The organism is Microbacterium sp. WCS2018Hpa-23, assembly GCF_031843845.1.
Taxonomy (GTDB): domain Bacteria; phylum Actinomycetota; class Actinomycetes; order Actinomycetales; family Microbacteriaceae; genus Microbacterium.
On sequence record NZ_JAVTIZ010000009.1, the window covers coordinates 32,033 to 55,586 of the forward strand.

21 protein-coding genes are annotated in these 23,554 nt (G+C 68.7%); 6 read left to right on the plus strand and 15 right to left on the minus strand.

Features of this window, described 5'->3' with window-relative positions; genetic code table 11:
- The first annotated feature begins 138 nt into the window (after positions 1-138).
- A complete protein-coding gene (locus RQG77_RS15195; protein WP_056313942.1) occupies positions 139-726 on the plus strand; it encodes an antibiotic biosynthesis monooxygenase in 588 nt (195 codons plus the stop codon).
- Between the two features lie 185 nt (positions 727-911).
- Here the strand turns inward: RQG77_RS15195 and RQG77_RS15200 are convergent, their stop codons facing one another.
- Positions 912-1,811, minus strand: a complete 900-nt coding sequence (locus tag RQG77_RS15200; RefSeq protein WP_311245482.1) for a LysR family transcriptional regulator — start codon at positions 1,809-1,811, stop codon at positions 912-914.
- A gap of 94 nt (positions 1,812-1,905) precedes the next feature.
- On the opposite strand from RQG77_RS15200, the gene RQG77_RS15205 reads away from it, so the two are divergent.
- A complete protein-coding gene (locus tag RQG77_RS15205) occupies positions 1,906-2,571 on the plus strand; it encodes a type 1 glutamine amidotransferase domain-containing protein (protein ID WP_311245483.1) in 666 nt (221 codons plus the stop codon).
- 168 nt (positions 2,572-2,739) lie between these two features.
- Here RQG77_RS15205 and RQG77_RS15210 read toward each other — a convergent pair whose 3' ends face one another.
- The 5 genes from RQG77_RS15210 to RQG77_RS15230 all read right to left on the minus strand — a co-directional run bounded on the left by RQG77_RS15210 (position 2,740) and on the right by RQG77_RS15230 (position 8,936).
- Positions 2,740-3,699 (minus strand): aldose 1-epimerase family protein, encoded by a 960-nt coding sequence (locus RQG77_RS15210; protein WP_311245484.1) that lies wholly within the window; start codon positions 3,697-3,699, stop codon positions 2,740-2,742.
- A complete protein-coding gene (gene araA / locus RQG77_RS15215) occupies positions 3,699-5,222 on the minus strand; it encodes an L-arabinose isomerase (RefSeq protein WP_311245485.1) in 1,524 nt (507 codons plus the stop codon). Before araA ends, RQG77_RS15210 begins: the two co-directional genes overlap by 1 nt.
- Before the next feature lie 49 nt (positions 5,223-5,271).
- On the minus strand, positions 5,272-6,915 hold the full coding sequence (locus RQG77_RS15220; RefSeq protein ID WP_311245486.1) for an FGGY-family carbohydrate kinase: 1,644 nt from the start codon (positions 6,913-6,915) through the stop codon (positions 5,272-5,274).
- The gene (locus RQG77_RS15225; protein WP_396653420.1) at positions 6,912-7,649 is read right to left on the minus strand and encodes an L-ribulose-5-phosphate 4-epimerase; all 738 of its coding nucleotides are present in this window, start codon (positions 7,647-7,649) and stop codon (positions 6,912-6,914) included. Before RQG77_RS15225 ends, RQG77_RS15220 begins: the two co-directional genes overlap by 4 nt.
- 273 nt (positions 7,650-7,922) lie before the next feature.
- Complete coding sequence (locus RQG77_RS15230) at positions 7,923-8,936, minus strand: LacI family DNA-binding transcriptional regulator (RefSeq protein WP_311245487.1); 1,014 nt, start codon at positions 8,934-8,936, stop codon at positions 7,923-7,925.
- A 58-nt stretch (positions 8,937-8,994) separates the two neighbouring features.
- Here RQG77_RS15230 and RQG77_RS15235 point away from each other — a divergent pair, with 58 nt between their 5' ends.
- Positions 8,995-9,840 (plus strand): NAD(P)-dependent oxidoreductase, encoded by an 846-nt coding sequence (locus tag RQG77_RS15235; protein ID WP_311245488.1) that lies wholly within the window; start codon positions 8,995-8,997, stop codon positions 9,838-9,840.
- Between the two features lie 87 nt (positions 9,841-9,927).
- Here RQG77_RS15235 and RQG77_RS15240 read toward each other — a convergent pair whose 3' ends face one another.
- Entirely contained in the window at positions 9,928-10,950 is a 1,023-nt protein-coding gene (locus RQG77_RS15240) for a LacI family DNA-binding transcriptional regulator (protein ID WP_311245489.1), read from the minus strand.
- Positions 10,951-11,140: 190 nt separating this feature from the next.
- On the opposite strand from RQG77_RS15240, the gene RQG77_RS15245 reads away from it, so the two are divergent.
- Genes RQG77_RS15245 through RQG77_RS15255 form a run of 3 tightly spaced genes read left to right on the plus strand, consistent with a single transcriptional unit; the run spans position 11,141 to position 16,149 of the window.
- Positions 11,141-13,372, plus strand: coding sequence for an extracellular solute-binding protein (locus tag RQG77_RS15245; protein WP_311245490.1), 2,232 nt, complete (start codon positions 11,141-11,143; stop codon positions 13,370-13,372).
- 21 nt (positions 13,373-13,393) lie between these two features.
- The gene (locus tag RQG77_RS15250) at positions 13,394-14,284 is read left to right on the plus strand and encodes a carbohydrate ABC transporter permease (protein WP_311245491.1); all 891 of its coding nucleotides are present in this window, start codon (positions 13,394-13,396) and stop codon (positions 14,282-14,284) included.
- The gene (locus RQG77_RS15255) at positions 14,281-16,149 is read left to right on the plus strand and encodes a glycoside hydrolase family 127 protein (protein ID WP_396653421.1); all 1,869 of its coding nucleotides are present in this window, start codon (positions 14,281-14,283) and stop codon (positions 16,147-16,149) included. The genes RQG77_RS15250 and RQG77_RS15255 overlap by 4 nt, the downstream gene beginning before the upstream one ends.
- A gap of 1 nt (position 16,150) precedes the next feature.
- Here RQG77_RS15255 and RQG77_RS15260 read toward each other — a convergent pair whose 3' ends face one another.
- The 8 genes from RQG77_RS15260 to RQG77_RS15295 all read right to left on the minus strand — a co-directional run bounded on the left by RQG77_RS15260 (position 16,151) and on the right by RQG77_RS15295 (position 23,501).
- On the minus strand, positions 16,151-16,435 hold the full coding sequence (locus RQG77_RS15260) for a WXG100 family type VII secretion target (protein WP_311245493.1): 285 nt from the start codon (positions 16,433-16,435) through the stop codon (positions 16,151-16,153).
- A complete protein-coding gene (locus RQG77_RS15265) occupies positions 16,435-16,935 on the minus strand; it encodes a hypothetical protein (RefSeq protein WP_311245494.1) in 501 nt (166 codons plus the stop codon). Before RQG77_RS15265 ends, RQG77_RS15260 begins: the two co-directional genes overlap by 1 nt.
- A complete protein-coding gene (locus RQG77_RS15270; protein ID WP_311245495.1) occupies positions 16,932-18,242 on the minus strand; it encodes a putative T7SS-secreted protein in 1,311 nt (436 codons plus the stop codon). Before RQG77_RS15270 ends, RQG77_RS15265 begins: the two co-directional genes overlap by 4 nt.
- The gene (locus RQG77_RS15275; RefSeq protein ID WP_053097891.1) at positions 18,242-18,532 is read right to left on the minus strand and encodes a type VII secretion target; all 291 of its coding nucleotides are present in this window, start codon (positions 18,530-18,532) and stop codon (positions 18,242-18,244) included. The genes RQG77_RS15270 and RQG77_RS15275 overlap by 1 nt, the downstream gene beginning before the upstream one ends.
- Positions 18,533-18,698: 166 nt before the next feature.
- Positions 18,699-19,736, minus strand: coding sequence for an ABC transporter permease subunit (locus tag RQG77_RS15280; RefSeq protein ID WP_311245496.1), 1,038 nt, complete (start codon positions 19,734-19,736; stop codon positions 18,699-18,701).
- Positions 19,733-20,800, minus strand: coding sequence for an ABC transporter permease (locus RQG77_RS15285; protein ID WP_311245497.1), 1,068 nt, complete (start codon positions 20,798-20,800; stop codon positions 19,733-19,735). Before RQG77_RS15285 ends, RQG77_RS15280 begins: the two co-directional genes overlap by 4 nt.
- Positions 20,797-22,404: a sugar ABC transporter ATP-binding protein gene (locus RQG77_RS15290; RefSeq protein ID WP_311245498.1), complete on the minus strand. Its 1,608-nt coding sequence runs from the start codon at positions 22,402-22,404 to the stop codon at positions 20,797-20,799. Before RQG77_RS15290 ends, RQG77_RS15285 begins: the two co-directional genes overlap by 4 nt.
- 95 nt (positions 22,405-22,499) lie before the next feature.
- Positions 22,500-23,501 (minus strand): substrate-binding domain-containing protein, encoded by a 1,002-nt coding sequence (locus RQG77_RS15295; protein ID WP_311245499.1) that lies wholly within the window; start codon positions 23,499-23,501, stop codon positions 22,500-22,502.
- Positions 23,502-23,554 lie beyond the last annotated feature (53 nt).

The following is a 23,554-nucleotide window of genomic DNA, read 5'->3' on the forward strand; positions in this document are numbered from 1 at the left end:
CCGTCTTCGCGCGCCGCGAAAACGAGCGGTGACCCACCGCATCCGAAATACAATCGTTGGTGCGCCCGCACCCCGGCGCATCCCCCACCGTCGAGGCGCCCGTGACCCGGGCGATCCGCTCTCTCCGAGGACCCCACCATGTCCAGCGAACCCATCACCGTCTCCATCCGCCGCGAGGTCGACCCCGAGCACGTGGCCGCCGCCACGGCGTGGGTGCAGACCGGCGTGAATCTCGCCCACCGGTATCCGGGCTTCCTCGGATCAGGATGGGTGCGCGACGGCGAGGACTCGCACGTCTGGCACATGCTCTACCGCTTCACCGACGAGAAGTCGCTGATCGCCTGGGAGCAGTCGGGCGAGCGGGAGTGGTGGAAGTCGACCGGCGACCAGTTCGTACGCAGCGAGCGCGTGAAGCGCCGCACCGGCATCGAGGGCTGGTTCGACGAGCCGACCACCGACACGATCACCCTGCCCCGCGCCGACGGCTCGACGACCACGGTCGCGATGGTCAGCACTCCCCCGCGATGGAAGCAGGCCGTGTCGATCTGGCTCGGATTCTTCCCCGTCAACCTCGCCTTCACCTATGCGATGAGCCCGGTTCCCGGCTGGAACGAGCTGCCGATCTGGCTGCGCGTGCTGGCGACGACAGCGGTGTTGACCCCGATCATGGCCTACTGGGTGCTGCCGTTCGTCACGCGGTCACTGCGCCGCTGGCTCACCCGCTGAGGCGGCGGGTCTGCCGGCGCTACCCCCCCTGCCGGCGCCGCCATGCAGGGTCAGAAACGCATCGGAATCGCGGGTTTCGGGTGCAGAACTGACCCCGCACCGGTCGAGCGGATGCAGAACTCGCCTCGCACCGCGGGCGGATGCAGAACTGGCCCCGCACCAGCGGGAAGCCACCGCGCCACTGCTCAGAGGCCGACGACCGCCGCGCGCAGCGTGCGTTCGACGAGCGCGACGCCGTCGGTCAGCGGACCGGGGCGGCGAACGAGGTGCAGCGTGTTGATGGGCGGGTCATCGGTCTCGCGCAGCACCACGAGGCGGCCGTCGGCGAGTTCGTCGGCGATCAGATAGGTCGGCAGCACGGTCACCCCCGCGCCTCCGACGGCAGCGGCCGCGAGCGCGCGCAGATCGGCGACCACGAGCGCGGGCTCTCGCTCGAGACGGATGCCGAAAGTGTGACGCCAATACCGCCGGAGGATCGGGACATCCCGCGCGTAGGCGAGCAGGGGAACCTCGCCGAGAGGATCCGGTCTCAGGTGCGACGATGGCACGATCCCCAGCGACGGGGCGGCGACGAGCGCGAACTCCTCATCGAAGAACGGCAGGCTGGGCAGCGAGCGACCGCGTGGCCGCACGGCCGAGACCACCAGGTCGAGGCTGCCGACTCTGAGGTCGTCGAGAAGATCGTCGGCGAGGCCCGCCGACACGGTGACTCGCAGTCCGTCTGCAACGGCCGGCGCGAGAGCGGGCACGGCGACGCGCGCGAGGAACTCGGCCGCCCCGCCCACGCGCACGATCGGCGGTTCGGCGGCGGGGCGCGTGCCCAGAGCATCCGCCAGCTCGTCGAGCGGGCCGGCGACTCGCGCGACGAGCTCGTCGGCGCGTGGCGTCGGACGGATGCCGCGCGCATGCCGCACGAACAGCGGCTCGCCGACACTCGCCTCCAGCGCCTGAAGCTGCGTCGTCACCGAGGACTGCGCGAGTCCCAGCACGCGCGCGGCAGCGGACACCGAGCCCGATCGGTACGCGGCGAGGAAGGTGCGCCACAGGCCGACATCTTGCAATCCATCGGTAATCCGATTGCTCATATCGGCAATCTATCGGAATCGGGTTTCATCGGTCGTGGTTGTCCCCGATATCGCATCCGCACGGCATCCGTCGTCAGACCCCTTGGGAGCATCCATGTCATCCGTCCTCTTCGTCGTCACCGGCGCCCGCACCTGGACCCTGTCCGACGGCACCGAGCACCCCACCGGCTACTGGGCCGAGGAACTGCTCGCGCCCTACCGCCTGCTCACCGAAGCCGGGCACGACGTCGTGTTCGCGACTCCCGGCGGCATCGAGCCGGTGGCCGACACGGCCAGCCTGGGCGAGGGTGATGCCGCCGCTCTCGCTGAGATCTCGGGGCTCAGCACTCCCCTGGTGCTGGCCGACGTCGACAGCGCCGACTACGCGGCCGTCTACTACCCGGGCGGCCACGGCCCGATGCAGGACCTCGCAGTGGATGCCGACTCGGCAGCGCTCATCTCGGCGACCATCGCCGGCGGCCGCCCGTTGGCCGCCGTCTGCCACGGTCTCGCCGCACTGCTGCCCGCGCTCGATTCCGCCGGCGAGCCGATCGTCGCCGGACGCCGCATCACCGGCTTCTCCGATGAGGAGGAGCGCATCGGCGGGCTCGCCGACCACGCGCCCTTCCTGCTCGAGACCTCGCTGCGCGAGCTGGGCGCGAGCGTCGAGGTGACCGACCCGTGGAGTGATCACACCGTCGTCGACGGACTGCTCATCACCGGCCAGAACCCTCAGTCGTCGGCATCCGCCGCTCAGGCCCTGGTCGCGGCCCTCGCCTGACGTGTCGGCTGCATTCCGGTCGCAGTTCGTGCCGCGCCTGCGTGGTACCGGCGGCACAAAGAGCGACCGGAACGATCGAGCCACATCACCAGCGGCACGAACTGCGACCGGAACGATCGAGCCACATCAACAGCGGCACGAACTGCGACCGGAAGCCTGCGACACGTCTCAGACCGCGGAGATACTCCAGGATGCCGCGTGCGCAGCTCCCGGTTCGAGCACGACGAGGTCGGTTCGCGAGTTGAAGGCATCGGGCGGGCAGGTCATGGGCTCGACCGCCAGGCCGATGCGGTGGATCGCGTCGATCTCGGGGTTGTCGGCCGTGTGCACCTGCACCCACGGGCAGCGCTCGTCGAACGTCATCGCGACGCCGGTGCCGGCATCCGTCACCACCCGCACCTCGGCGACTCCGCCCTCGCGGGCGAGGCCCGTGAAGGCGTGGTCGATGAAGACGTCGGCGATCGGGCGCGCAGCGCGGAAGTCCCACTGCGGATGCTCGGCCACACCCTCGAGAGCCACCGGGCTCAGCCGGTCGTCGGTGACGGTGAGCACCTCGGATGCCGGCAGGGTGAGCGTCCAGTCATCGACCCGGCCGCCGGGGCCGGCGACGAGATAGGGATGCGGTCCGGTGCCCCAGGGCGCAGCATCCGCCCCGAGGTTGTGCGCCGTGACGGTCTGATGCAGTCCGTCGGCGTCGATGCGGTACTCGGTCTCGACCTCGACGCGGAACGGGTATCCGGCCTGCGGCTCGATGACGGCCGCGAGCACGACGCGGTCGTCGAGCACGAGACGATCCTCGAACTCGGCCCACGCGAGCAGGCCGTGCAGCGCCTGGCCGCGAGCGGGCTCGGTGAGGGCCAGCTGATGCTCGGCGCCACCGAACGTGTAACGACCGTCGACGATGCGGTTGGGCCACGGCGCGAGGGTGGTGCCGCGGTATCCGGGGCGCACCTCGTCGGCGTCGAACGGCACGACCAGATCGCGCCCCTCGAACGACAGTACGCGCAGCGAGGCGCCGATGCTCGCGATGACGGCTTCATATCCGTGACCGGCGATGCGCAGCTGACGACCCGAGCGCGGACGCGCCGCGGTCGCGAGATCGACGGCGGCCGAAGAGACGTCGACCATCACAGCCCCTGCGCGAGTCGGTAGTAGGCCTGGTTCCAGCGGACCTGCTTCTGGAACTCGGGGAGCGTGGTCGCGTCGTCGATCACGAGCAGCTCGACCTCCGCCATCTCGGCGAAGTCGCGGAAAGCCTCGAGCCCGACGGCGGTCGACATGACCGTGTGGTGCGCGGCACCCGCGGTCAGCCAGGCGGCGGCGGAGGTGTTGAAGTCGGGCTGCGGCTTCCACACGGCGCGGCCGACCGGGAGCTTCGGCAGCGACTGACGCGGCGGCACGTTCTCGACGACGTTCGCGGTGAGGCGGAACCGGTCGCGCATGTCGCTGAGGGCCACGACGATCGCAGGACCGGGGTCGGCGGTGAAGACCAGGCGCACCGGGTCGTCTTTGCCGCCGATGCCGAGCGGGTGGATCTCGAGAGTGGGCTTGGCGGTCGTGAGCGAGGGCGAGACCTCGAGCATGTGCGCCCCGAGGATCAGCTCGTCGCCGGGGGTCATGTCATAGGTGTAGTCCTCCATGAGGCTCGCACCACCCGGCAGTCCCGCACCCATCACGTTGGCGACGCGCACGAGGATCGCGGTCTTCCAGTCGCCCTCGGCGCCGAAACCGTACCCCTCGGCCATCAGGCGTTGCACCGCGAGACCCGGCAGCTGCTTCAGTGCGCCGAGGTCTTCGAACGATGTGGTGAAGGCGCCGAAGCCGCCCTCCTCGAGGAACGTCCGCAGACCGATCTCGATCGCCGCGCCGTCGCGCAGCGACTGGTGTCGGTCGCCACCGCGGCGCAGCTCGGGCACCACCTCGTACAGCTCTTCGTACTCGGCCACGAGCGCGTCGACCTCAGACTCGGATGCCGCGGCGACGGCATCCGCCAGATCGTTCACGCCCCAGGTGTTGACCTGCACGCCGAAGCGCAGCTCGGCCTCGGTCTTGTCTCCCTCGGTGACGGCGACGAAACGCATGTTGTCGCCGAAGCGGGCGAGCTTGAGCGAACGGGATGCCGCGAGACCGGCGGCCGCACGCTGCCACGTCGCGATCTCCTGGCGCACCCGCGGGTCGCTCGCGTGACCGACGACGGTCTTGCGGGGCACACCGAGGCGCGTCTGAATGTAGCCGAACTCGCGGTCGCCGTGCGCCGCCTGGTTCAGGTTCATGAAGTCGAAGTCGATGTCGGCCCACGGCAGCTCGACGTTCGCCTGCGTGTGCAGGTGGGCGAGCGGCTTCTGCAGGGCGTCGAGACCCGCGATCCACATCTTCGCCGGGCTGAACGTGTGCATCCACGCGATCAGGCCGATGACCCTGTCGTCGGCGTTGGCCTCGAGGGCCGTGCGCTTGATGGCCGCGGCATCGGTCAGCACCGGCTTCCAGACGATGGTGACCGGAACCTCGCCGGCCTCGTCGAGGATGCGGGCGATCTGCTGCGACTGCTCGGCGACCTGCGCGAGCGTCTCGGGGCCGTAGAGATGCTGGCTGCCGGTGAGGAACCAGACCTCGTAGCCGTCGAGCGAGGTGGAGAGCGGAGTGCGGGGCATGAGGGGTCCTTCGGTGTTCCGGTCAGCGGGAGAAGTCAGTGGGGATGGTTCAGACAGCGGTGGTCGCGGCGGCTTCGATGGCGAGGCCCGCGCGGTAACGGTCGAGGTAGGCGGTGAAGCCGGCGACGTCGGCAGGGTCGGGGTCTGCGACCGCGAGGGATGCCGAGGCGAAGACGTCGTCGTCGAGGTACTCCCCGAGGGTCTGCGTCTCGGCGTGCGCGAGATACGAGGCGAGTACGGCGATGCCCCACGCCCCGCCTTCGGAGGCGAGCTCGCCGACCGCGACCGGGGCGCCGAGGGCTCCGGCGAGGAATCGCTGCGCGACCCCGGCGGTGCGGAACATCCCCCCGTGCGCGAACATGCGGTCGAGTTCGACGCCCTCGGCGGCGAGCACCTGCATCCCCAGCGCGAGCGTGCCGAAGACGCCGTAGAGCTGCGAGCGCATGAAGTTCGCCAGCGTGAAGGCGCTGTCGGGGGTGCGCACGAACAGCGGACGCCCCTGGGTGAGGCCGGCGATCGGCTCGCCGGCGAGGTGGTTGTAGGCGATGAGCCCACCGGCATCCGCCTCGCCGTCGAGCGCCTCGCGGAAGAGCGCATCGAAGACGGCATCGTCGCTCAGCGGTTGCCCCGCAGCGGCCGAGAAGCGGGTGAAGAGCCCGGCCCAGGCGGCGAGCTCGCTGGCACCGTTGTTGCAGTGCACCATCGCCACGGCGTCGCCGGCGGGTGTCGTCACGAGGTCGAGCTCGTGGTGCACCTCGGCCAGCGGATGCTCGAGCACGACCATCGCGAAGATGCTCGTGCCCGCAGAGACGTTGCCCGTGCGCGGAGACACCGAGTTCGTCGCCACCATGCCGGTGCCGGCGTCGCCTTCGGGCGGGCAGAGCGGGATGCCGGGCTGCAGAGCGCCCGTCGGATCGAGCAGCACTGCCCCCTCGGCCGTGAGCGTTCCTGCCGCGGAGCCGGCGGGGAGGACTGTCGGGAGCAGGTCTCGAGCCGTCGCCGGAAGGCGGTCGGCGGCGAGGGCGTCGTAGACCTGCAGCATCCGCTCGTCGTAGTCTCCGGTGGCCGAGTCGATCGGGAACATGCCGGACGCGTCGCCGACTCCGAGCACGCGCTCGCCGGTCAGGCGGGTGTGCACGTAGCCCGCGAGGGTCGTTACGAAGTCGAGCTGGGGCACGTGCTCCTCGCCGTCGACGACCGCCTGGTGCAGGTGGGCGATCGACCAGCGGAGCGGGATGTTCACGCCGAGCAGCTCGGTCAGCTCGGCCGCCGCGACACCTGTGTTGGTGTTGCGCCAGGTGCGGAACGGCGTGAGCAGCTCGCCCTGCGCGTCGAACGCGAGGTAGCCGTGCATCATGGCCGAGATGCCGATCGCTCCGAAGGTCTCGGGGCGCACGCCGTAGCGGTTCTCCGCGTCCGCGACGAGACCGGCGTATGCCGCCTGGAGGCCTGCCCAGACCTCGTCGATCGCGTAGGTCCAGAGTCCGCTTTCGAGCCGGTTCTCCCATGCGAACGAGCCGGTGGCGAGCACCTCGGTGGCGTTCGGGCCGATCAGGCAGGCCTTGATGCGCGTCGAGCCGAGCTCGATGCCGAGGCTCGTGCGGCCGGCGGCGATGTCGTCGCGGGCGGTGGTCTTCTCGTCGCGGGGCGTGGTGGTCGTGTCGCCGGGGGGCGTGTCGGTCGTGTCGCTCATCGTCGGGCGTCCGAGTTCTGTCCGTAGACGTTCTGGTAGCGGGCGAAGAGGCTGTCGATGGCCTCCTGCGGAATCGGGATCAGCGGGCCGGCCTCTCGCGCGTAGTGCACGGTGCGGGCGACGTCCTCGACCATGACGGCGGCCTTGACGGCATCCTTCGCGTCCACCCCGATGGTGAACGGGCCATGGTTCTGCATGAGCACCGCGCGGCTGCGGTGGCCGGTGAGGGTCTGCACGATGCCGCGGCCGATCGAGTCGTCGCCGATGATCGCGAACGGGCCGACCGGAATGGGCCCGCCGAACTCGTCGGCCATGGCCGTGATGACGCAGGGAATCTCTTCGCCGCGGGCGGCCCAGGCCACGGCGAACGTCGAGTGCGTGTGCACCACGCCGCCGACCTCGGGCATGTGGCGGTAGACGTAGGCGTGGGCCGCGGTGTCGCTCGAGGGCGAGCGCTCACTGCCGGGAGTGCCGGGGATCACTGCGCCATTGAGGTCGCACAGGATCATGTTCTCGGGGGCGAGGTCGTCATAGCTGACGCCGGAGGGCTTGATCACGAACAGGTCGGCGCCGGGCACGCGGCCCGAGACGTTGCCGCCGGTCCAGACGATGAGGTCGTAGCGGACCAGTTCGCCGTGCAGACGGGCGACGTCCTCGCGGACAGCCTGGATGGATGCGTCGATCTCAGGGGAGAAGACGTTCTCGGCGGAGAAGGCGGGGGCTTCGTTGCTCACGGGTACCTCAGGGTCGGCGGTGGTCACTGTGACCGGTCACAGAAGTGTGTCACGGAGGTCGGCGGACCGTCAAGACGCCGGCGACCGCTCGGCGCCGCCGTGTGCGGGGTCACTTTCGCACCTCTCGTCTCGTGCGTGGTCACTTTCGCATCGGTTTCGGGGTATTCACCTGCAGAACTGACCCCGCACCGCGCGACATATGCGGAACTGACCCCGCACCGCGCGGCCCGTGCAGAATCGACCCGCAGCGTGCCGGCACACACCCTGCGCGGCTCAGCGCGGCGGAGCGACCGAATCCCGAGTCACCAGCACTGGCGCCACGGGCGGGAGATCGGATGCCGCAGCCCCGGCGCTCCCCGCCAGCACCGCCGCCACCGCGCGGCGGGCCAGCTCCGAGAAGTCCTGTCGCACGGTCGTGAGCTTCGGCCAGTAGTAGGCGGCATCCGGGGTGTCGTCGAAGCCCACCACGCTGATGTCGCCGGGCACGGTGAGCCCGACTTCCTGCAGGCCGCCGAGCAGCCCGAGTGCCATCTGGTCGTTGGCCGCGAAGACCGCCGTCACACCCGAGTCCCGCACGGCGTCAGCCGCTGCATAACCCGATCCCGCGGTCCAGTCACCCTCGAACACGGGCCCTGCGGCGAGCCCTCGTGCGGCGAGCTCAGCGGCGAACCCCTCGGCGCGCGACTCGGCCTCGAGCCAGTCGGCCGGCCCGGCGAGGTGCGCGATGCGCGTGTGCCCGGCATCGGCGAGCGCCGAGACGGCGAGCCGGGCTCCGGCTGCCTGGTCGACCGAGAGGCCACGCGCACCCCGGTCGGCGGCATGGAGGGTCACGACGGGAACGCCGATGCGCACCTCGTCGAGCGCATCGAGGGTGTGGGCATGGGGCGCGACGACGACGATGCCCTCGACTCCCTGCATCACGAGGTGGTCGACCGCGGCGATGACCGCGTCGGCATCTCCGGCATCCGCGAAGGCGGCGCTCAGCCAATAGCCGACCTCGCGGGCCGAGGCCTCGAGCGCGGCGATGCTGCGCGAGGGTCCGTAGTGCAGCGCATCCGTGGCCAGCACGCCGAGCGTGCGGGAGCGGCGGGTGCCCAGCGCCCTCGCGGCATTGTTCATGCGGTAGCCGAGCTCGGTCATCGCGGCGAGCACTCGTTCGCGGGTCTCGGTAGCGACCTCGGGGTGGTCGTTCAGCACCCGCGACACCGTCTGGCGAGACACCCCCGCGCGCACGGCGACGTCGCGCACGCCGACGGTGCGACGGGGCTCGCTGCTCGTGTCACTCACGCCGACGAGTGTATGCCGAGCGGCCCCGACGGCCTCGCCTTCGTGCCACTCTGGTGACATGCGCATCGCACTCACCGGATCATCGGGCAAGCTCGGCAGCGTCGTCGCGCGGGAACTCCGCGCCCAGGGATACGAGGTCATCGGCATGGATGTCGCGGGCACTCGCGGCCCCGATTTCGTGCAGGTCGACCTCACGGATTACGGCCAGGTCGTGGATGCTTTCACCGCGGTCGGCGACCGACACGCGGGCATCGACGCCGTCGTACATCTCGGCGCGATCCCCGCCCCCGGCATCCGCAGCGACGTGGCGACCTTCCACAACAACATGCCTGCGACGTTCAACGTCTTCTGGGCGGCGGTGCGCCTCGGCATCCGGCGCGTCGTCTACGCCTCGAGCGAGACCGTGCTGGGCCTGCCGTTCGACGTGCCGCCGCCCTACGTGCCGGTCGACGAGGACTATCCCGCCCGCCCCGAATCGGTCTACTCGCTGGTCAAGACGCTCGAAGAGCAGCTGGCGAGGGAGCTCGTGCGGTGGCATCCGGATCTGTCGATCACTGCCCTGCGGTTCTCGAACGTCATGAATCCCGAGGACTACGCCGAGTTCCCCGACTTCGACGCCGACGCGCTCCGCCGCAAGTGGAACCTCTGGGGGTACATCGATGCACGCGACGGTGCGCAGGCGGTGCAGCGCGCCCTCGAGGTCGCAGCCCCCGGGTTCGACAACTTCATCATCGCGGCGGCCGACACGGTGATGTCGCGGCCGAACGCCGAGCTGCTCGCCGAGGTCTTCCCCGACGTGCCGGTCGCCCGCGAGTTCGGGCCGAACGAGACGCTGCTGTCGATCGACAAGGCCCGACGGGTGCTGGGGTTCGACCCGCAGCACTCCTGGCGCGATCACGTCTGAACGGACGGACCGCCTTCGAATCGCGCAAATGACCCTGTTTCGGGAAGAGATGGGGTCATTTGCGCGATTCGAAGACCCAGGGGCGGCTCAGCGCCGGGCGATGGTCGATCCGCGGATCACGAGCCGCACCGGCAGGTGGTGCGCACCCTCGCCGATGTCGATGCCGTCGATCGCATCGAACACCCGCAGCGCCGCCTGACGACCGAGCTGCTGCAGGTTGGCGTCGATGCTGGTGAGCTCGGGCCGGGCGTTGGTGGCGAGCACCTCCCAGTTGTCGTAGCCGATCACTGCAAGGTCGTCGGGAACGGTGCGTCCGAGATCCCGCGCCGAGTCGAGCACGCCGCGAGCGATCTGGTCAGAGCCGCAGAACACGGCGTCGATGTCGGGATGCCGGTTCAGCAGCATCGCCGCGGCGTCCCGCCCCCAGTGCTCCGTCCACTCCGAGAACATCGGCTCGCCGACGAGCTCGAGGCCTGCTTCGGCGAGGGCGGCCCTGGCCCCGGCGAGGCGGTCTTGAGCTGCGGCATACGTCGGGTCGCCCGAGATGTGCGCGATGCGCCGCCGCCCACAGGCCAGCAGGTGCTCGATCGCGAGACGCCCTCCGGCGTAGTTGTCGGGAGTCAGCGACAGGTCGCGCGGGTCATCCGACGGGGCGTACGCGTAGACGACCGGTACAGGGATCTCCTGCCCGAGCGAGGGTCGAGGGTCGGTCTGCCGACCCACCACGATGATGCCGTCGACCCGGCGGCTCAGCAGCTCCTTCAGATGGTGCTGCTCGCGGATCGCGTCACCCCGCGCATCACACAGGAAGACGTTGATGCGACCGGCGCCGAAGGCGTCCTCGGCTCCCATCAGGATCGGGATCATGAAGCGACCCTCGAGGTCGCTCGTGAGCAGCCCGACGGTTCCCGTACGCCCGGCGAGCAGTCCGCGCGCCATGGCGTTGGGCGTGAAGGCGAGCTCATCGGCTATCGCGCGCACCTTGGCCCGGGTCGCCGCCGATACATCGCCCCGATCGTTCAGCGCCTTGGAGGCCGTCGAGATCGAGACTCCGGCGCGCGCGGCGACGTCGCCGAGGGTCACCGCCCGTGCTGCCGTCGTGTCGCTCATCCCACTCCCTGTTGCTGAAAGGTTATCGGAACGAGGGTTGACGCCCCCGCTGAAACCACGCTATACCTTTCGAAAGGGTTTTCGTAGATTTCGAAGAACCCGATCTCCACCTCATCTCCACACCCGGCGCTGCACTGTCGAAGCGCCACACCGCACCCGCTCAAGGACGAGCCCAGAGGAGCCCCCGCCCATGAACACCACCCGTACACACGCCGCACGCCGGGCAGCAGCAGCCGTCATCGCGGCCGGCCTGCTCGTCGGCGGTCTCGCCGCCTGCGCACCCGCCGCTGACGACACCGCCTCAGACGAGCCCATCCCTGCCGAGGGCACCGACGACGGCACCACGCTGACGCTGTGGACCCGCGCGCCCATCGAGCGCCAGGCCAAGCTGCTCGTCGACGCCTACAACGCCAGCCATGAGAACCAGGTCGAGCTCACGGTCGTCCCCAACGACGACTACGTCGCCAAGGTCGGCGCGGCGGCCGGGTCCGACGGGCTGCCGGATCTGTTCGCCGCCGACATCGTCTACGTGCCCAACTGGGCGCAGCAGGGTCTCTTCCAGGACATGTCCGAGCAGATCGACGGTCTCGACTTCAAGGACGAGATCAACCCGGGGCACCTGTCGGCGGGCACGGTCGACGGCGCCGAGTACGTGCTGCCGTTCGCCCTCGACCTGTCGATGCTCTTCTGGAACAAGGAGCTGTTCGCCGAGGCGGGCCTCGACCCCGAGAAGGCACCCGCCACGCTCGAAGAGTTCGCCGAGGCGGCCATGGCCGTGCAGGCGCTGAACAAGCCCGACACGTACGGCACGGCGACCGGCCTCAACTGCGGTGGCTGCCTGGTCTTCACCTGGTTCCCCTCGATCTGGGCATCCGGCGACGAGGTCATGAGCGACGACGGCACCGAATCCCTGCTCGACGGCGACTCCGCCCAGGCGGTCTACGACACGTGGGCCGAGCTGCAGGATGCCGGCGCGATCCTCCCCTCCTCGACCGATGAGGCAGGCCCCACCTGGACCGCCGCGTTCAGCGAGGGCAAGGTCGGCGTGATGCCGTTCCCGGCCACGCTCCTCCCCTCCCTCGAGTTCGACGCGGGAGTCGCCGGCATCCCCGGTGTCGACGGCGGCGCCTCGACCTTCGTCGGCGGCGACGGCATCGGCATCTCGAAGGATTCGAAGAAGGCGGCGCAGGCCTGGAACTTCCTCAACTGGATGATGTCGGAGGATGCCCAGGTCGAGGTGCTCGCGAAGGACGGCAACGCCGTCTCGCGCGGCGACCTGGCCGACAACGAGTATGCCGCGGCCGACCCGCGTCTGGTCACGATCAACGAGGTGGCAGCTCAGGGCGACACCCCGGTGGCGCTGAACTTCCAGCAGGCGTTCAATGCTCCGGGCAGCCCGTGGCTGACGCTGGTGCGCAACGCCGTGCTGAACGGCGACGACTCGGTGCCGGCCGACAACGAGGAGATCACCGCGATCCTCCCGCACGCCCCGCACCTCCGATCGAAAGAGAATCTGATGACCTCGACCGCACCTCCGCTGCGTCGCCGCAGACGCCGCACCGCCTTCGGCGGCCCGGTGCAGGGCTGGCTGTACGCGGCCCCGACGGCGATCTTCGTCGCCCTGCTGTTCATCGTGCCGCTCGTGCTGGTGGTGCAGATGTCGGCATCCGACTGGCCCCTGCTGAGCGGCAACCAGGGCATCAACTTCCCCGAGAACTACGCGGATGCCGTCATGCACCGCCTCTTCTGGGACTCGATCCGCTTCACCCTGCTCTACACGGTCATCACGACCGCCATCCTGATCGGCCTCGGTCTCGGACTCGCCCTGCTCGTGCAGGAATCGACCCGGTGGAAGGGCTTCCTGCGCACGGCGTTCCTGATCCCGAGCGCCCTCGGTCTCGCATCCGCCTCGCTGCTCTTCTACGTGCTGTACTCCCCCATCGCCGGGCCCTTCGCGAACCTCATGAAGTCGTGGGGAATCACGTTCCTCGGCACTCCCGAAGGCGCGTTGTGGTCGACGATCTTCCTGATCGTCTGGCGCTATGCGGGCTTCTACATGCTGCTGATGCTGGTCGGCCTGCAGGGCATTCCGGACGACGTCTACGAAGCCGCCCGCATCGACGGCGCGAACCGGTGGCAGACGTTCCGCGACATCACGGTGCCGCTGCTCAAGCCGACCTTCGCGCTCACCACCGTGATGTGCGTGACCGGATCGCTGCTCGCGTTCGAGCAGTTCTACATCCTGACCAAGGGCGGCCCCGACAACAGCACCATGACCGTCGTGCAGCTGATCTACAACGTCGCCTTCCAGGGGCAGAACAGCCTCGGCATCGCCGGTGCCCTCTCGGTGATCGTGCTGCTCGCACTCATCGTCATCAACGTCTTCCAGCTGCGCGCGTTCCGCCGCCCGGATGAGAACTGAACCGAGAGCTGAGAGAGAATCATGTCCCAGACATTGACCCGCACGATCGTCGCCCCGAATCATCAGCCCACCGCGCCTCGGTACCGTTCGAAGGTCGCCCGCGTCGTCTTCGGCATCCCGTACTGGGTGTTCACCACAGCCCTCGCGGTGATCTTCCTCTATCCGCTCATCTGGACCGGCGTCTCGTCGGTCAGCCCGATGGCCGGCACCAGCCAGACCGACGGCTGGGGCTTCGGCAACTACGCCGCCCTCGGCGAATACCAGGCGGGCATCTGGGTGTACCTGGGCAACTCGCTCTTCGTCTCGGTGCTCACGGTGGCGCTCACGCTGTTCATCTCGCTGCTGGGCGGATACGCGTTCGCGCGCTTCTCGTTCCCCGGCAAGAACGCGCTGTTCCTGCTGACCCTCGCGATCCTGATGGTGCCGTACGCGACGCTGCTCATTCCGCTCTACGTGATTCTCAACGCGGTCGGCCTGCAGAACTCGCTCGTCGGCGTCGCGCTCGTGATCACGATGTTCCAGCTGCCGTTCTCGATGTTCATGATGCGCATCTCGTTCGAGTCGATTCCGAAAGAGATGGATGAGGCCGCAATGGTCGACGGCTGCTCCAGCTGGGGCGCCCTGTGGCGGGTGCTGCTTCCGGCGGTCAAGCCGGGTCTCGTCACGGTCGGGCTGTTCGCGTTCCTCACGGCGTGGAACGACTTCATGGCCCCGCTCATCCTCATCAACGACACCAACCGCATGACGCTGCCGCTCGCGGTGGCCAACCTCCGCGGGCAGGTGCAGGGCGTCGTCGACTACGGCGCCACCGAGGCGGGGGTCGTCGTGCTGGCGCTCCCCTGCATCCTGCTCTTCCTGATCCTGCAACGACACTACGTGCGGGGCTTCATGTCCGGCGCCTTCAAGGGATGACCATGTTCGACACCACCACACCTGCCGCTCCCGTGGTCCCCACCCGCGGCCGTCTGCGCCCCCTCGGACTCGACGAGGTGCGCATCACCGGAGGGTTCTGGGGCGACCGCCAGGCCGTCAACGGCACTGCCACGCTCACGCACATCGAGTCGCGACTCGAGTCGGAGGGGTGGCTGCCGAACTTCGATCTCGCCGCCGCCGGCACGCTTCCCGCAGGGCGTCGCGGCCGCGAGTTCGCCGACTCCGAGATCTACAAGTATCTCGAGGCGCTCGCGTGGGAGATCGGACGGACGGATGCCGCAGCCGACAGCGACCTCGAGCAGCGATTCCGCCGGGTCGTCGACCGGGTCGCCGCCGCGCAGGAGCCCGACGGATACCTCAACACGATGTTCGGCCGTGTCGGTCAGGGCGAGCGGTGGTCGGCGCTGCAATGGGGACACGAGCTCTACTGCCTCGGTCACCTGTTCCAGGCCGCCGTCGCCCGGGTGCGCACCCGGCCGGATGCCGACGACGGTCTGATCGACATCGCCCGCCGCGCCGCCGACCTCGTCTGCCGCGAGTTCGGCGCCGACGGACGCGACGCGATCTGCGGGCATGCCGAGGTCGAGGTCGGTCTCGCGGAGCTCGGTCGAGCGCTCGGCGAGCAGCGCTTCATCGATCAGGCAGCGTTGTTCGTCGAGCGGCACGGGCGTGGGTCGCTGGGCGAGATCGAATGGGGGCGCAGCTATTTCCAGGACGACGTGTCGGTGCGCGACGCCGAGGCTCTTCGCGGGCACTCCGTGCGGGCGAATTACCTCTCGTCCGCGGCCGTCGACGTCGCCGCCGAGCTGTCGGACGACGCGCTGCTCGCCTCGCTGCGGTCGCAGTGGGACCGCACCATCGAACGGCGCACCTACGTCACCGGCGGCCAGGGGTCGCACCACCAGGACGAGGCGTTCGGCGACGACTGGGAGCTGCCGCCGGACCGCGCCTACTCCGAGACCTGCGCCGGGATCGGCTCGATCATGTTCTCGTGGCGGCTGCTGCTCGCGACCGGTGAGGCGCAGTACGCCGACCTGATCGAGCGGACCCTGTTCAACGTCGTCGCGACCTCGCCCGGTGACGACGGGCGATCGTTCTTCTACGCCAACACGCTGCACCAGCGGACGCCGGGAACGCCGGCGGATCCGGATGCCACGTCGCCGCGCGCCTCGTCATCACTGCGGGCCCCGTGGTTCGAGGTCTCGTGCTGCCCGCCGAACGTCGCCCGCACCTTCGCGAGCCTCGCCGCGTATGTGGCCAGCGCCGACGACGACGGCGTGCAACTGCACCAGTACGCGCCGACGACCGTGCGCACGGTGCTGCCCGACGGGCGGGTCGTCGCGTTCGACGTGGCGACGAGCTACCCCGCCGAGGGTGATGTTCGCGTCACGATCGCCGAGGACGCCGAGTTCACCCTGACGCTGCGGGTACCGTCGTGGGCCGAGGGCGCGACGGTGCGCGTGCACAGCGGCAGCGAGGTCGTGGAGTCCCCTGCCCCCGAGGGCGCGGTCGAGGTCGCTCACGCGTTCCGCGCCGGCGACGTCGTCGAGCTGAACCTGCCGATCGTGGCGCGGGCCACGGCACCGCATCCGATGGTGGATGCGGTGCGGGGCAGCGTCGTGATCGAACGAGGCCCCGAAGTTCTGGCGCTCGAGTCGATCGATCTCGGCGCTGATGTCGGCGACGCGGTCGTGGTCGGCGACCCTGTCGAGAGCGACGGTCACGTGATGCTGCCGGTGCGCCATCGCTCGACCGGTGAGACGGTCGATTCTCCGCTGATCGCCTATCACGACTGGGCTCGACGTGGTCCGTCGACCATGCGGGTCTGGATCCCGACGGTCTGAGTCAGCTCCAGAGGCCCGCGACGTGGGCTTCGGCCTCGCGAGTGCGCGCTTGCGCGCGGGCGGCGGCGGTTGCGGCGCTCGTGAGAGCGGTGTGCATGGCGGCGGCGCAGTCGTTCCACTCGCGGTGAGCGCGGGAGTAGGCGTCTCGGGCGTGCCCGGTCCACAGGTGCTTCAGCTCGGTTGCTTCGGAGTCCAGGTCGTCGAGGAGGGCTCGGATCTGCTGCGCCGTGTCGGCGAGAACGGCGATCGACTGGGCGAGCGGTTCGTGATCGACGCGGATGCGCATCAGCCTTGACCCTCGTCGGGCTCGGGCGTCGGCCAGCTCAGGTGCAGGTCGCGGAGCTCGTAGGGCTGAGACACGTCGTCGGTGAGGAAGTACGTGTAGAAGACGACCGCCGCCTCGTCGGCCGTGAAGACCTCGTGGGGGTAGACCGTGGTGCTGTGGCGACCGTCGTCGTAGTGGATCACCTCGGTGGGCGCCCCGGCGCGGTCGCCGCCGGGCTTGCCGATCGCGTACTGGTGGGGGGTGCCGTCGGCCTCGATGCGGCGAACCTCCAGCGCCAGTGCATCGGCGGTGCCGGCGCACTGCATGTACTCCTCGCTGAATGGGATGCTGTCCAGCAGATCAGCACCTTCCGGCGCTCGCCACAAACTGTAGGCCCAGAACGAGGATCCGTTCATCTGAAGCAGAACGAACCGGATCTGTTCGGAGTACGGGCGGAAATCGTCGAGGAGCGCGCCGCGGGAACGTCCATTCCTCTGGGTGATGTGTGTGGGCTTCGTCACTTGACTTCCTTAAGTATCACTTTGGTGATCTGTATTCTCTCGCCGTTGATGACGGCTGTGGCTGGACGATCGGGGCTGACCGTGCTGTCGAATCCTCTCTGATACACGTCCCGACTCCCGGTTCCTCCCTTGACCTCCACGCCGGTGTAGGTGCCGTCGGGATTCTTGTATAGGCCGTCGTAGTATCGGTGCTGCTCAGTCGTCGCGCCGGGCTTGTAATACCCGTCGATGGTCGCACGCACCTTGTCGCGGATGATGTCGTACCCGGTATCGCTAGCGACTTCATCGAGCCCGATCTTCTCGGTATCGACCCAAGGACGTTGCCCGTCGCCGTTGTACTGGCCCTTGATGTCACGACCCCCGTGTTCGGGGTGAGGGGGTGGGCGTTGAGCGACGGAGACGGCGTCGTCGCCCGTGGCCTCGTTCATCCATCGCGTCCCGGCGTGCCCGGCTGCGGCAAGTCCGGCCCCGGCCACCCCGACGCCGGCCCAGGCGAGACCGCCACCGGGTGCAGCTCCCACCCCGGTGATCGCGAGCGCACCTCCGCCGCCGATCATCGTGCCGCCGCCGACCACGAGCGCGACTCCGCCGAGGAGTTCGAGGAGGATGTCGGGGTGGTTGATGAGCGCGTTGCCCATCGAGGCGATGAAGTTCAGTTGCTCGATCGCCGGGTTGAGTACGGCGGTCTCGAACATGATCGAGCCGATCGCCCCGACGACTGCCCAGTTCGTCGCGGCTTCGGCCTGCTTCGGCGTCTGCAGGGGCGCGCCATCCGCCGCTGCGTGGATGGCGTTGGCAGCGTCGACGGCGTAGCGATCCAGCACACCCCGTGCGTTCGTCAAGACGTCGATCGCCTGTGCGCGCAGGTCCGCGCCGCCGTCGACGAACGGGACGTCGAGTTCGACGTGTCGCAGGTGAAGGTCGCGTTCCAGCTCACGCACCTTCACCTGGTGCTCCTGGCGTGAAGCGATCGTCGCTGCTTCCGCCTGCTCCCACAGGTCGATGGCGCGTGCGGCTTCGTCCTGCGCCCATCGCAGAGCATCGCCATAGGCCGACAGAGCGGCGGCGCCACTCATCAAGTACTCGCCGCACCTCTGCCACGACGACCGCACGTATTCCGCCCGCTCGAGGTACTTCTCATACGGGTACCCCGTCCACGCGGAATCGACCTCGAGGCCCCGCAACCCGTCCCGAAGGGCAGTGGCGGCCTCGGACCGAGACCGCCACGCGGACGCGACCGTATGCGCCGCCGCATACGAGCCCGGTATCAGCGCGACCGGGTCGTTCGTCATCCCCAGCTCGGACATCAGTAGTCGCTCTCGGCCCAGATCATCTGGTCGAGTTCGCTGCTCGACGCCTCATCGCCCCGGTCGAACACCTCGGCCGTCTGCCGCAGGTTCTCCGCCACCATGTCGACGTCCGCGAGACGGCGCCCCAGTGCCGTCGTCCATGCGTCGCCGAATCGCGCCACCGCCGCGGTGATCGAGCGTGCGCCCAGCCCCGACGACTGCGCGACCACCGCCGAGCCGAAGTCGCCCCGCAGACTGGCGGCCTTCGTCGCGAAGGCGCGCAGCTCGTCGGTCTCCACATCCGTCATCGCACGCCATCGGTCACGAAAGACAACGTTACGTCTTCATATGAGGACGTAACCGACATCCGCGGCTCGAATACCGGTGTTCCGAGATGGGACCTTCAGGGTGCTCAGACACGCGAATGGCCCCACCTCTATGCGAGATGGGGCCATTCAGATGATGCGAACGGTGCTACTCCCGTTTGCGGGTGACCGCCCGCTGCAGCAGCACGAACACCAGCAGGATGCCGCCGGTGATGATCGTCGTCATCTCGGGTGGGATGCCGCCGTCGCGCGTGATCAGCACGTTCATCAGCCCGAGCACCAGCGCACCGACGACCGAGCCCAGCACGTAACCGTAAGCCCCGGTGAGCACGGTGCCTCCGATCACCGCGGCGGCGATCGCATCGAGCTCCCATCCGATGCCGGTGATGTTCTGCGCGGTGCCGAGTCGTGCGGTGTACAGCACCGCGGCGAGACCGGCCAGGCCACCGCTGATCACGTAGACGAGCACCTTGGTGCGCTGCACGGGAAGCCCCATCAGCAGAGCGGAGCTCTCGGATCCGCCGATCGCATAGACCGTGCGTCCGGTGCGCGTGCGGTGCAGCACGAAGAACGCGGCCGCCACGACGATCACGGCGACGAGCACCGCAGGGGTGATCACGAGGTCGTTGACCTTGGGGCCGTCGATGATCTTCAGCTGCGTGCCGATCCACCGGATCGGCGACTCCTCACCGAGTCGCTCCGGCTTGGTGCTGAGCAGCGACGCGAGGCCGCGCCCGAGGAACATCATCGCCAGCGTCGCGATGAACGGCTGCACGTTGAAGTACCGGATCAGCACTCCCGAGACGATGCCGAAGAGCACGCCGATGCCGATCATCGCGACGATCACGGCGAAGGCGTTCCATCCGGCGTTCGAGAGCATGACGCCGGCCACCGACGACACCGCGATGATCGACCCCACCGAGAGGTCGATGCCGCCGGTGAGGATCACGAACGTCAGCGCGACGGCGAGCACGATGAGGTGCGCGTTGTTGATGAGCAGGTTCGAGACGGTGCTGAACTGCAGGATGCGGCCGTAGGCGACTTCACCGAAGATCACCATGCCGACGAAGATGACGACCGAGGCGATGGTCGGCAGCACCGAGGGATTCGCCGTGATCATGCGTCGCAGGCGGTCGACGACGGTCTCGGTTGCCTGAGGAGCCGGCGTGGCGGTCAGGACGCTCATGCGGACACCTCTTCCTTCGCGATGATCTGTTCGACCGGTCGCGCCCTCCGGCGTCGACGGAACCAGCTGCGCACCCGCTGCGACTGCAGCAGGCACAGGATGACGATCACGATGGCCTTGAACGCCGGGGTCGCCGACGACGAGACGCCGAGATACAGCACGGTCTTGTCGAGGGTGGCGATGAGCAGCGCTCCGACGAACGCGCCGCTGAGCGAGAACTTCCCGCCCGCCAACGAGGCACCGCCGATCACGACCGCGAGGATCGCGTCGAGCTCGAGCTGGTATCCGGTGCGGGAGATGTCGACGGTCATGACGCTGCCGACCGACATGACACCCGCGATGCCGGCGAGAATGCCGCTCATGATGTACGCCGTGAGCAGCAGGCCCTTCGGCTTGATTCCCGCCATGCGGCTGGCCCGAGGGTTGATGCCGATGGCCTCGATCATGAGTCCCAGCGCGCTGCGCCTGACGACCCAGCCGACGGCGATCACGATGAGCACGGCGAGGATGAACACCACGGGGATGCCGATCACGAAGCCGTTCGCGATCCAGCGGAACGCGTCGTTCGACGCCGTGGTGTTCTGCCCGCCGGTGATCACCTTGGCGATTCCTCGACCCGCGAGCATGAGCACGAGTGTCGCGATGAACGGCTGCAGCCCGACATAGGCGACGAGCAGACCGTTGACCGCCCCGAGGATGCCGGTGATGACCAGCGCGAGTCCGACCGCGGCGAGCGCTGCGCCGAACGAGTCGCCCGCGGCGCTGAGGAACTCCATCGAGACCGCCCCGGCGACGGCCATCAGGGATCCGACCGAGAGGTCGATGCCACCGGTGGCGATCACGAGCGACATCCCGATCGCGATCATCATGATCGGCGCCGCCTGGCGCAGGATGTCGATCAGGTTGCCGACGAGGTTGCCGTTGTTGGGGTTGATCGACAGCGCGAGGTAGGTCGGATCCTTGATCACGTTCAGGGCGAGCAGCGCGAGGATCGCGACGATGCCCCAGAAGAACGGCTTGTGGATCAGATCCCGCCAGATGGTGGTGCCGGCTGACGCGGTCATCGCGCTGCCTCCTTGTCGGTCGTGGGGGCGATGCTATCGGGCACGGCGCCGTCGGTGTCGTCGAGCGTCTCGGCAGCGGCCTCCACTCCGTGGGCGGCGATCACATCGACGATCACCTGCGCGGTGACGTCGGGGCCGTTCTGGATCTCGCCGATCTTGCGGTGGTCCTTCAGCACGACGATCCGTTCGGAGAGACGCACGACCTCTTCGAGCTCGGAGGAGATGAACACCACGGCGACGCCGTCTTCGGCGAGTTCGGCCACCGCCTCCTGGATCTCGGCCTTGGCACCGACGTCGATGCCGCGGGTCGGCTCATCGAGGATCAGCAGCTCGGGCTGCGTCGCGAGCCAGCGCCCGAGCAGCACCTTCTGCTGATTGCCGCCGGAGAGGTTCTTGATCATCCGGTCGGGGTCGGCCGGGCGCACGTTGAACTGCTCGATGTAGCGGTCGACGATCGCGTCCTGCTCCTTGCGGCTCATGGGCCGCGCCCAGCCGCGCTCTGCCTGCACCGCCAGGACGATGTTCTCGCGCACGGTCAGGTCTCCGATGATCCCCTCGTCGCGGCGGTTCTCGGTCGAGAAGGCGATTCGGCGAGGCAGCGCATCGGCGGGCGACTTCAGGTCGACCCGGCGTCCGTGCAGCTCGATCGTGCCCTCGTCGGTGCGGTCGGCACCATAGAGCAGTCGGGCGAGCTCGGTGCGCCCGGAGCCCAGCAGCCCGGCGAAGCCGATCACCTCGCCGGGGCGGATGTCGAGGTCGGTCGCCTCGACCGCTCCGCGGCGTGCGATGCCGGATGCCGCGAGCAGCGGCTTCTCGTCGGCCTCGCGCGGTGCACGGCGGCGGTTGCCCCCGAGCGACGTGAGCGCATCGAGGTCTTTGCCGATCATGGTCGAGATGAGGGCATGACGGTCGAGGTCGCGGGTGAGGTACTCGCCCTCGTACTGTCCGTTGCGCAGCACCGTCAGGCGGTCGCTGATCGCGTAGACCTGATCGAGGAAGTGCGAGACGAAGAGGATCGCGACGCCCTGATCTCGCAGAGCGCGGATCACGGTGAAGAGGCCCTCGACCTCGGCGGCGTCGAGGCTCGAGGTCGGCTCGTCAAGGATGAGCACCTTGGCCTTGATCGCCATCGCGCGGCTGATGGCGACGAGCTGCTGCAGCGCTATCGAGAGTGTCGAGAGCGGTCGGCGGGTGTCGAGGTGCCCCAGGCCGAGTCGGGAGAGAGCGTCGGTCGCGGCTCGGTGGGTGGCCGTCCAGTTGATGCCGAACACACCTCGCGTCTCATGCCCGAGCATCACGTTCTCGCCGATCGAGAGGTTGGGTGCGAGGTTGACCTCCTGGTACACCGTCGAGATCCCGGCATCCTGCGCATCGCCGGCGCCGCCGAAGCTGCGCTCCTGCCCGGCGACGACGATCGACCCCGAGTCGATCTGATAGACGCCGGTCAGGGCTTTGATCAGGGTCGACTTTCCTGCGCCGTTCTCTCCCATGAGCGCGTGGACCTCGCCCTGGAACAGGCGGAAATCGACTCCGTCGAGGGCTTTCACGCCCGGGAACTCTATTGAGATCCCCCGCATCTCGACGATGGGCAGTGCTTCGTTCATCGCTGTCTCTCCGTCTGCAGAACCCGGGTGGCGCAGTGCTCCTGCCCCACCCGGGCTCGCTGCCGGATCACTCCGGCGTCGGGTTCGGTGCTCGGTCAGTACTTGCGGTCGGCGAGCACGGCCTGGGCCGCCTCGGCCGAGTCGAACGCCTCACTGGGGACGACGATGTACGACTCGACCTCTTCGCCGGCGAGCGTCTTCTCGACGACCTCCATCGCCGTCTCACCGAACAGCGGGTTGTACTCGTGCACGTAACTGAGCTGACCGTCGGCGAGCGCCTGCATGGCGTTCTTCGTGCCGTCGATCGTGGCGATCTTGACGTCTTCGCCGACGACGAGTCCGGCCTCTTCCGCAGCCTGAGCCGCACCGAGTCCCATCTCGTCGTTCTGGGCGAACACGAGCTGGATGTCGTTGTTCGAGGACTTCAGCATGGTCTCGAAGACGCTCTTGCCCTCTTCCGCCGACCAGTTCGCGGTCTGCGCGTCGAGCTTCGTGAGCGATGAGTCGCCGAGGCCCTCGTCGAAGCCCGTGTTGCGCTCGTTCACGACGCCGACTCCGGCCGGACCCTCGAGCACGACGTAGTTGCCTCCGTCGGGGAACGTGGCCGCAGCCCACGTGCCGACCTCCTTCGCGACCTCGACGTTGTCGGGTGCGATGCGGGTCACATACAGGCTGTCGTCGTCGGGCTCGATGCCGCGGTCGAGCAGGATCACGGGGATCTCCGCCTCCTGCGCACGCTTGAGCGAGTCCTCCCAGCCGGAGGCCTCGGTGGCCGACAGCAGGATGACGTCGACGCCCTCATCGACGAACGACGTGAACGCGTCGATCTGCGACTTCTGGTCGAGGTTCGTGGCGGGGGCGTACTTGAGCTCGTATCCGGCTTCCTCCGTGAAGGTGTCCTGGATGTTCTGCTCGTTCGCCTCGCGCCAGGCGCCTTCGGGGCCGACGGCCACGAAGCCGACGGTCGTGATCTCCTCCGAGCCGCCGCCGTCGCCTGAGCCGCCCGAGTCACCGGACGAGCAGGCCGCAAGGCCGATGGTGAGTGCGCCGACTGCTGCCAGGCCGAACGCGACGCGGATGCGCTTCTTCGCGGACATTTCTTCTCCTCTTTGAGATGCCGGTGGTCACTCCGGCAGTGGCGGACCAGTCA

Coding starts and splice junctions, on each gene's coding strand:
- RQG77_RS15195 (WP_056313942.1), top strand. CDS start 139: ATGTCCAGCGAACCCATCACCGTCTCCATCCGCCGCGAGGTCGACCCC.
- RQG77_RS15200 (WP_311245482.1), bottom strand. CDS start 1,811: ATGAGCAATCGGATTACCGATGGATTGCAAGATGTCGGCCTGTGGCGC.
- RQG77_RS15205 (WP_311245483.1), top strand. CDS start 1,906: ATGTCATCCGTCCTCTTCGTCGTCACCGGCGCCCGCACCTGGACCCTG.
- RQG77_RS15210 (WP_311245484.1), bottom strand. CDS start 3,699: ATGGTCGACGTCTCTTCGGCCGCCGTCGATCTCGCGACCGCGGCGCGT.
- araA (WP_311245485.1), bottom strand. CDS start 5,222: ATGCCCCGCACTCCGCTCTCCACCTCGCTCGACGGCTACGAGGTCTGG.
- RQG77_RS15220 (WP_311245486.1), bottom strand. CDS start 6,915: ATGAGCGACACGACCGACACGCCCCCCGGCGACACGACCACCACGCCC.
- RQG77_RS15235 (WP_311245488.1), top strand. CDS start 8,995: ATGCGCATCGCACTCACCGGATCATCGGGCAAGCTCGGCAGCGTCGTC.
- RQG77_RS15240 (WP_311245489.1), bottom strand. CDS start 10,950: ATGAGCGACACGACGGCAGCACGGGCGGTGACCCTCGGCGACGTCGCC.
- RQG77_RS15245 (WP_311245490.1), top strand. CDS start 11,141: ATGAACACCACCCGTACACACGCCGCACGCCGGGCAGCAGCAGCCGTC.
- RQG77_RS15250 (WP_311245491.1), top strand. CDS start 13,394: ATGTCCCAGACATTGACCCGCACGATCGTCGCCCCGAATCATCAGCCC.
- RQG77_RS15255 (WP_396653421.1), top strand. CDS start 14,281: ATGACCATGTTCGACACCACCACACCTGCCGCTCCCGTGGTCCCCACC.
- RQG77_RS15260 (WP_311245493.1), bottom strand. CDS start 16,435: ATGCGCATCCGCGTCGATCACGAACCGCTCGCCCAGTCGATCGCCGTT.
- RQG77_RS15270 (WP_311245495.1), bottom strand. CDS start 18,242: ATGTCCGAGCTGGGGATGACGAACGACCCGGTCGCGCTGATACCGGGC.
- RQG77_RS15275 (WP_053097891.1), bottom strand. CDS start 18,532: ATGACGGATGTGGAGACCGACGAGCTGCGCGCCTTCGCGACGAAGGCC.
- RQG77_RS15280 (WP_311245496.1), bottom strand. CDS start 19,736: ATGAGCGTCCTGACCGCCACGCCGGCTCCTCAGGCAACCGAGACCGTC.
- RQG77_RS15285 (WP_311245497.1), bottom strand. CDS start 20,800: ATGACCGCGTCAGCCGGCACCACCATCTGGCGGGATCTGATCCACAAG.
- RQG77_RS15290 (WP_311245498.1), bottom strand. CDS start 22,404: ATGAACGAAGCACTGCCCATCGTCGAGATGCGGGGGATCTCAATAGAG.
- RQG77_RS15295 (WP_311245499.1), bottom strand. CDS start 23,501: ATGTCCGCGAAGAAGCGCATCCGCGTCGCGTTCGGCCTGGCAGCAGTC.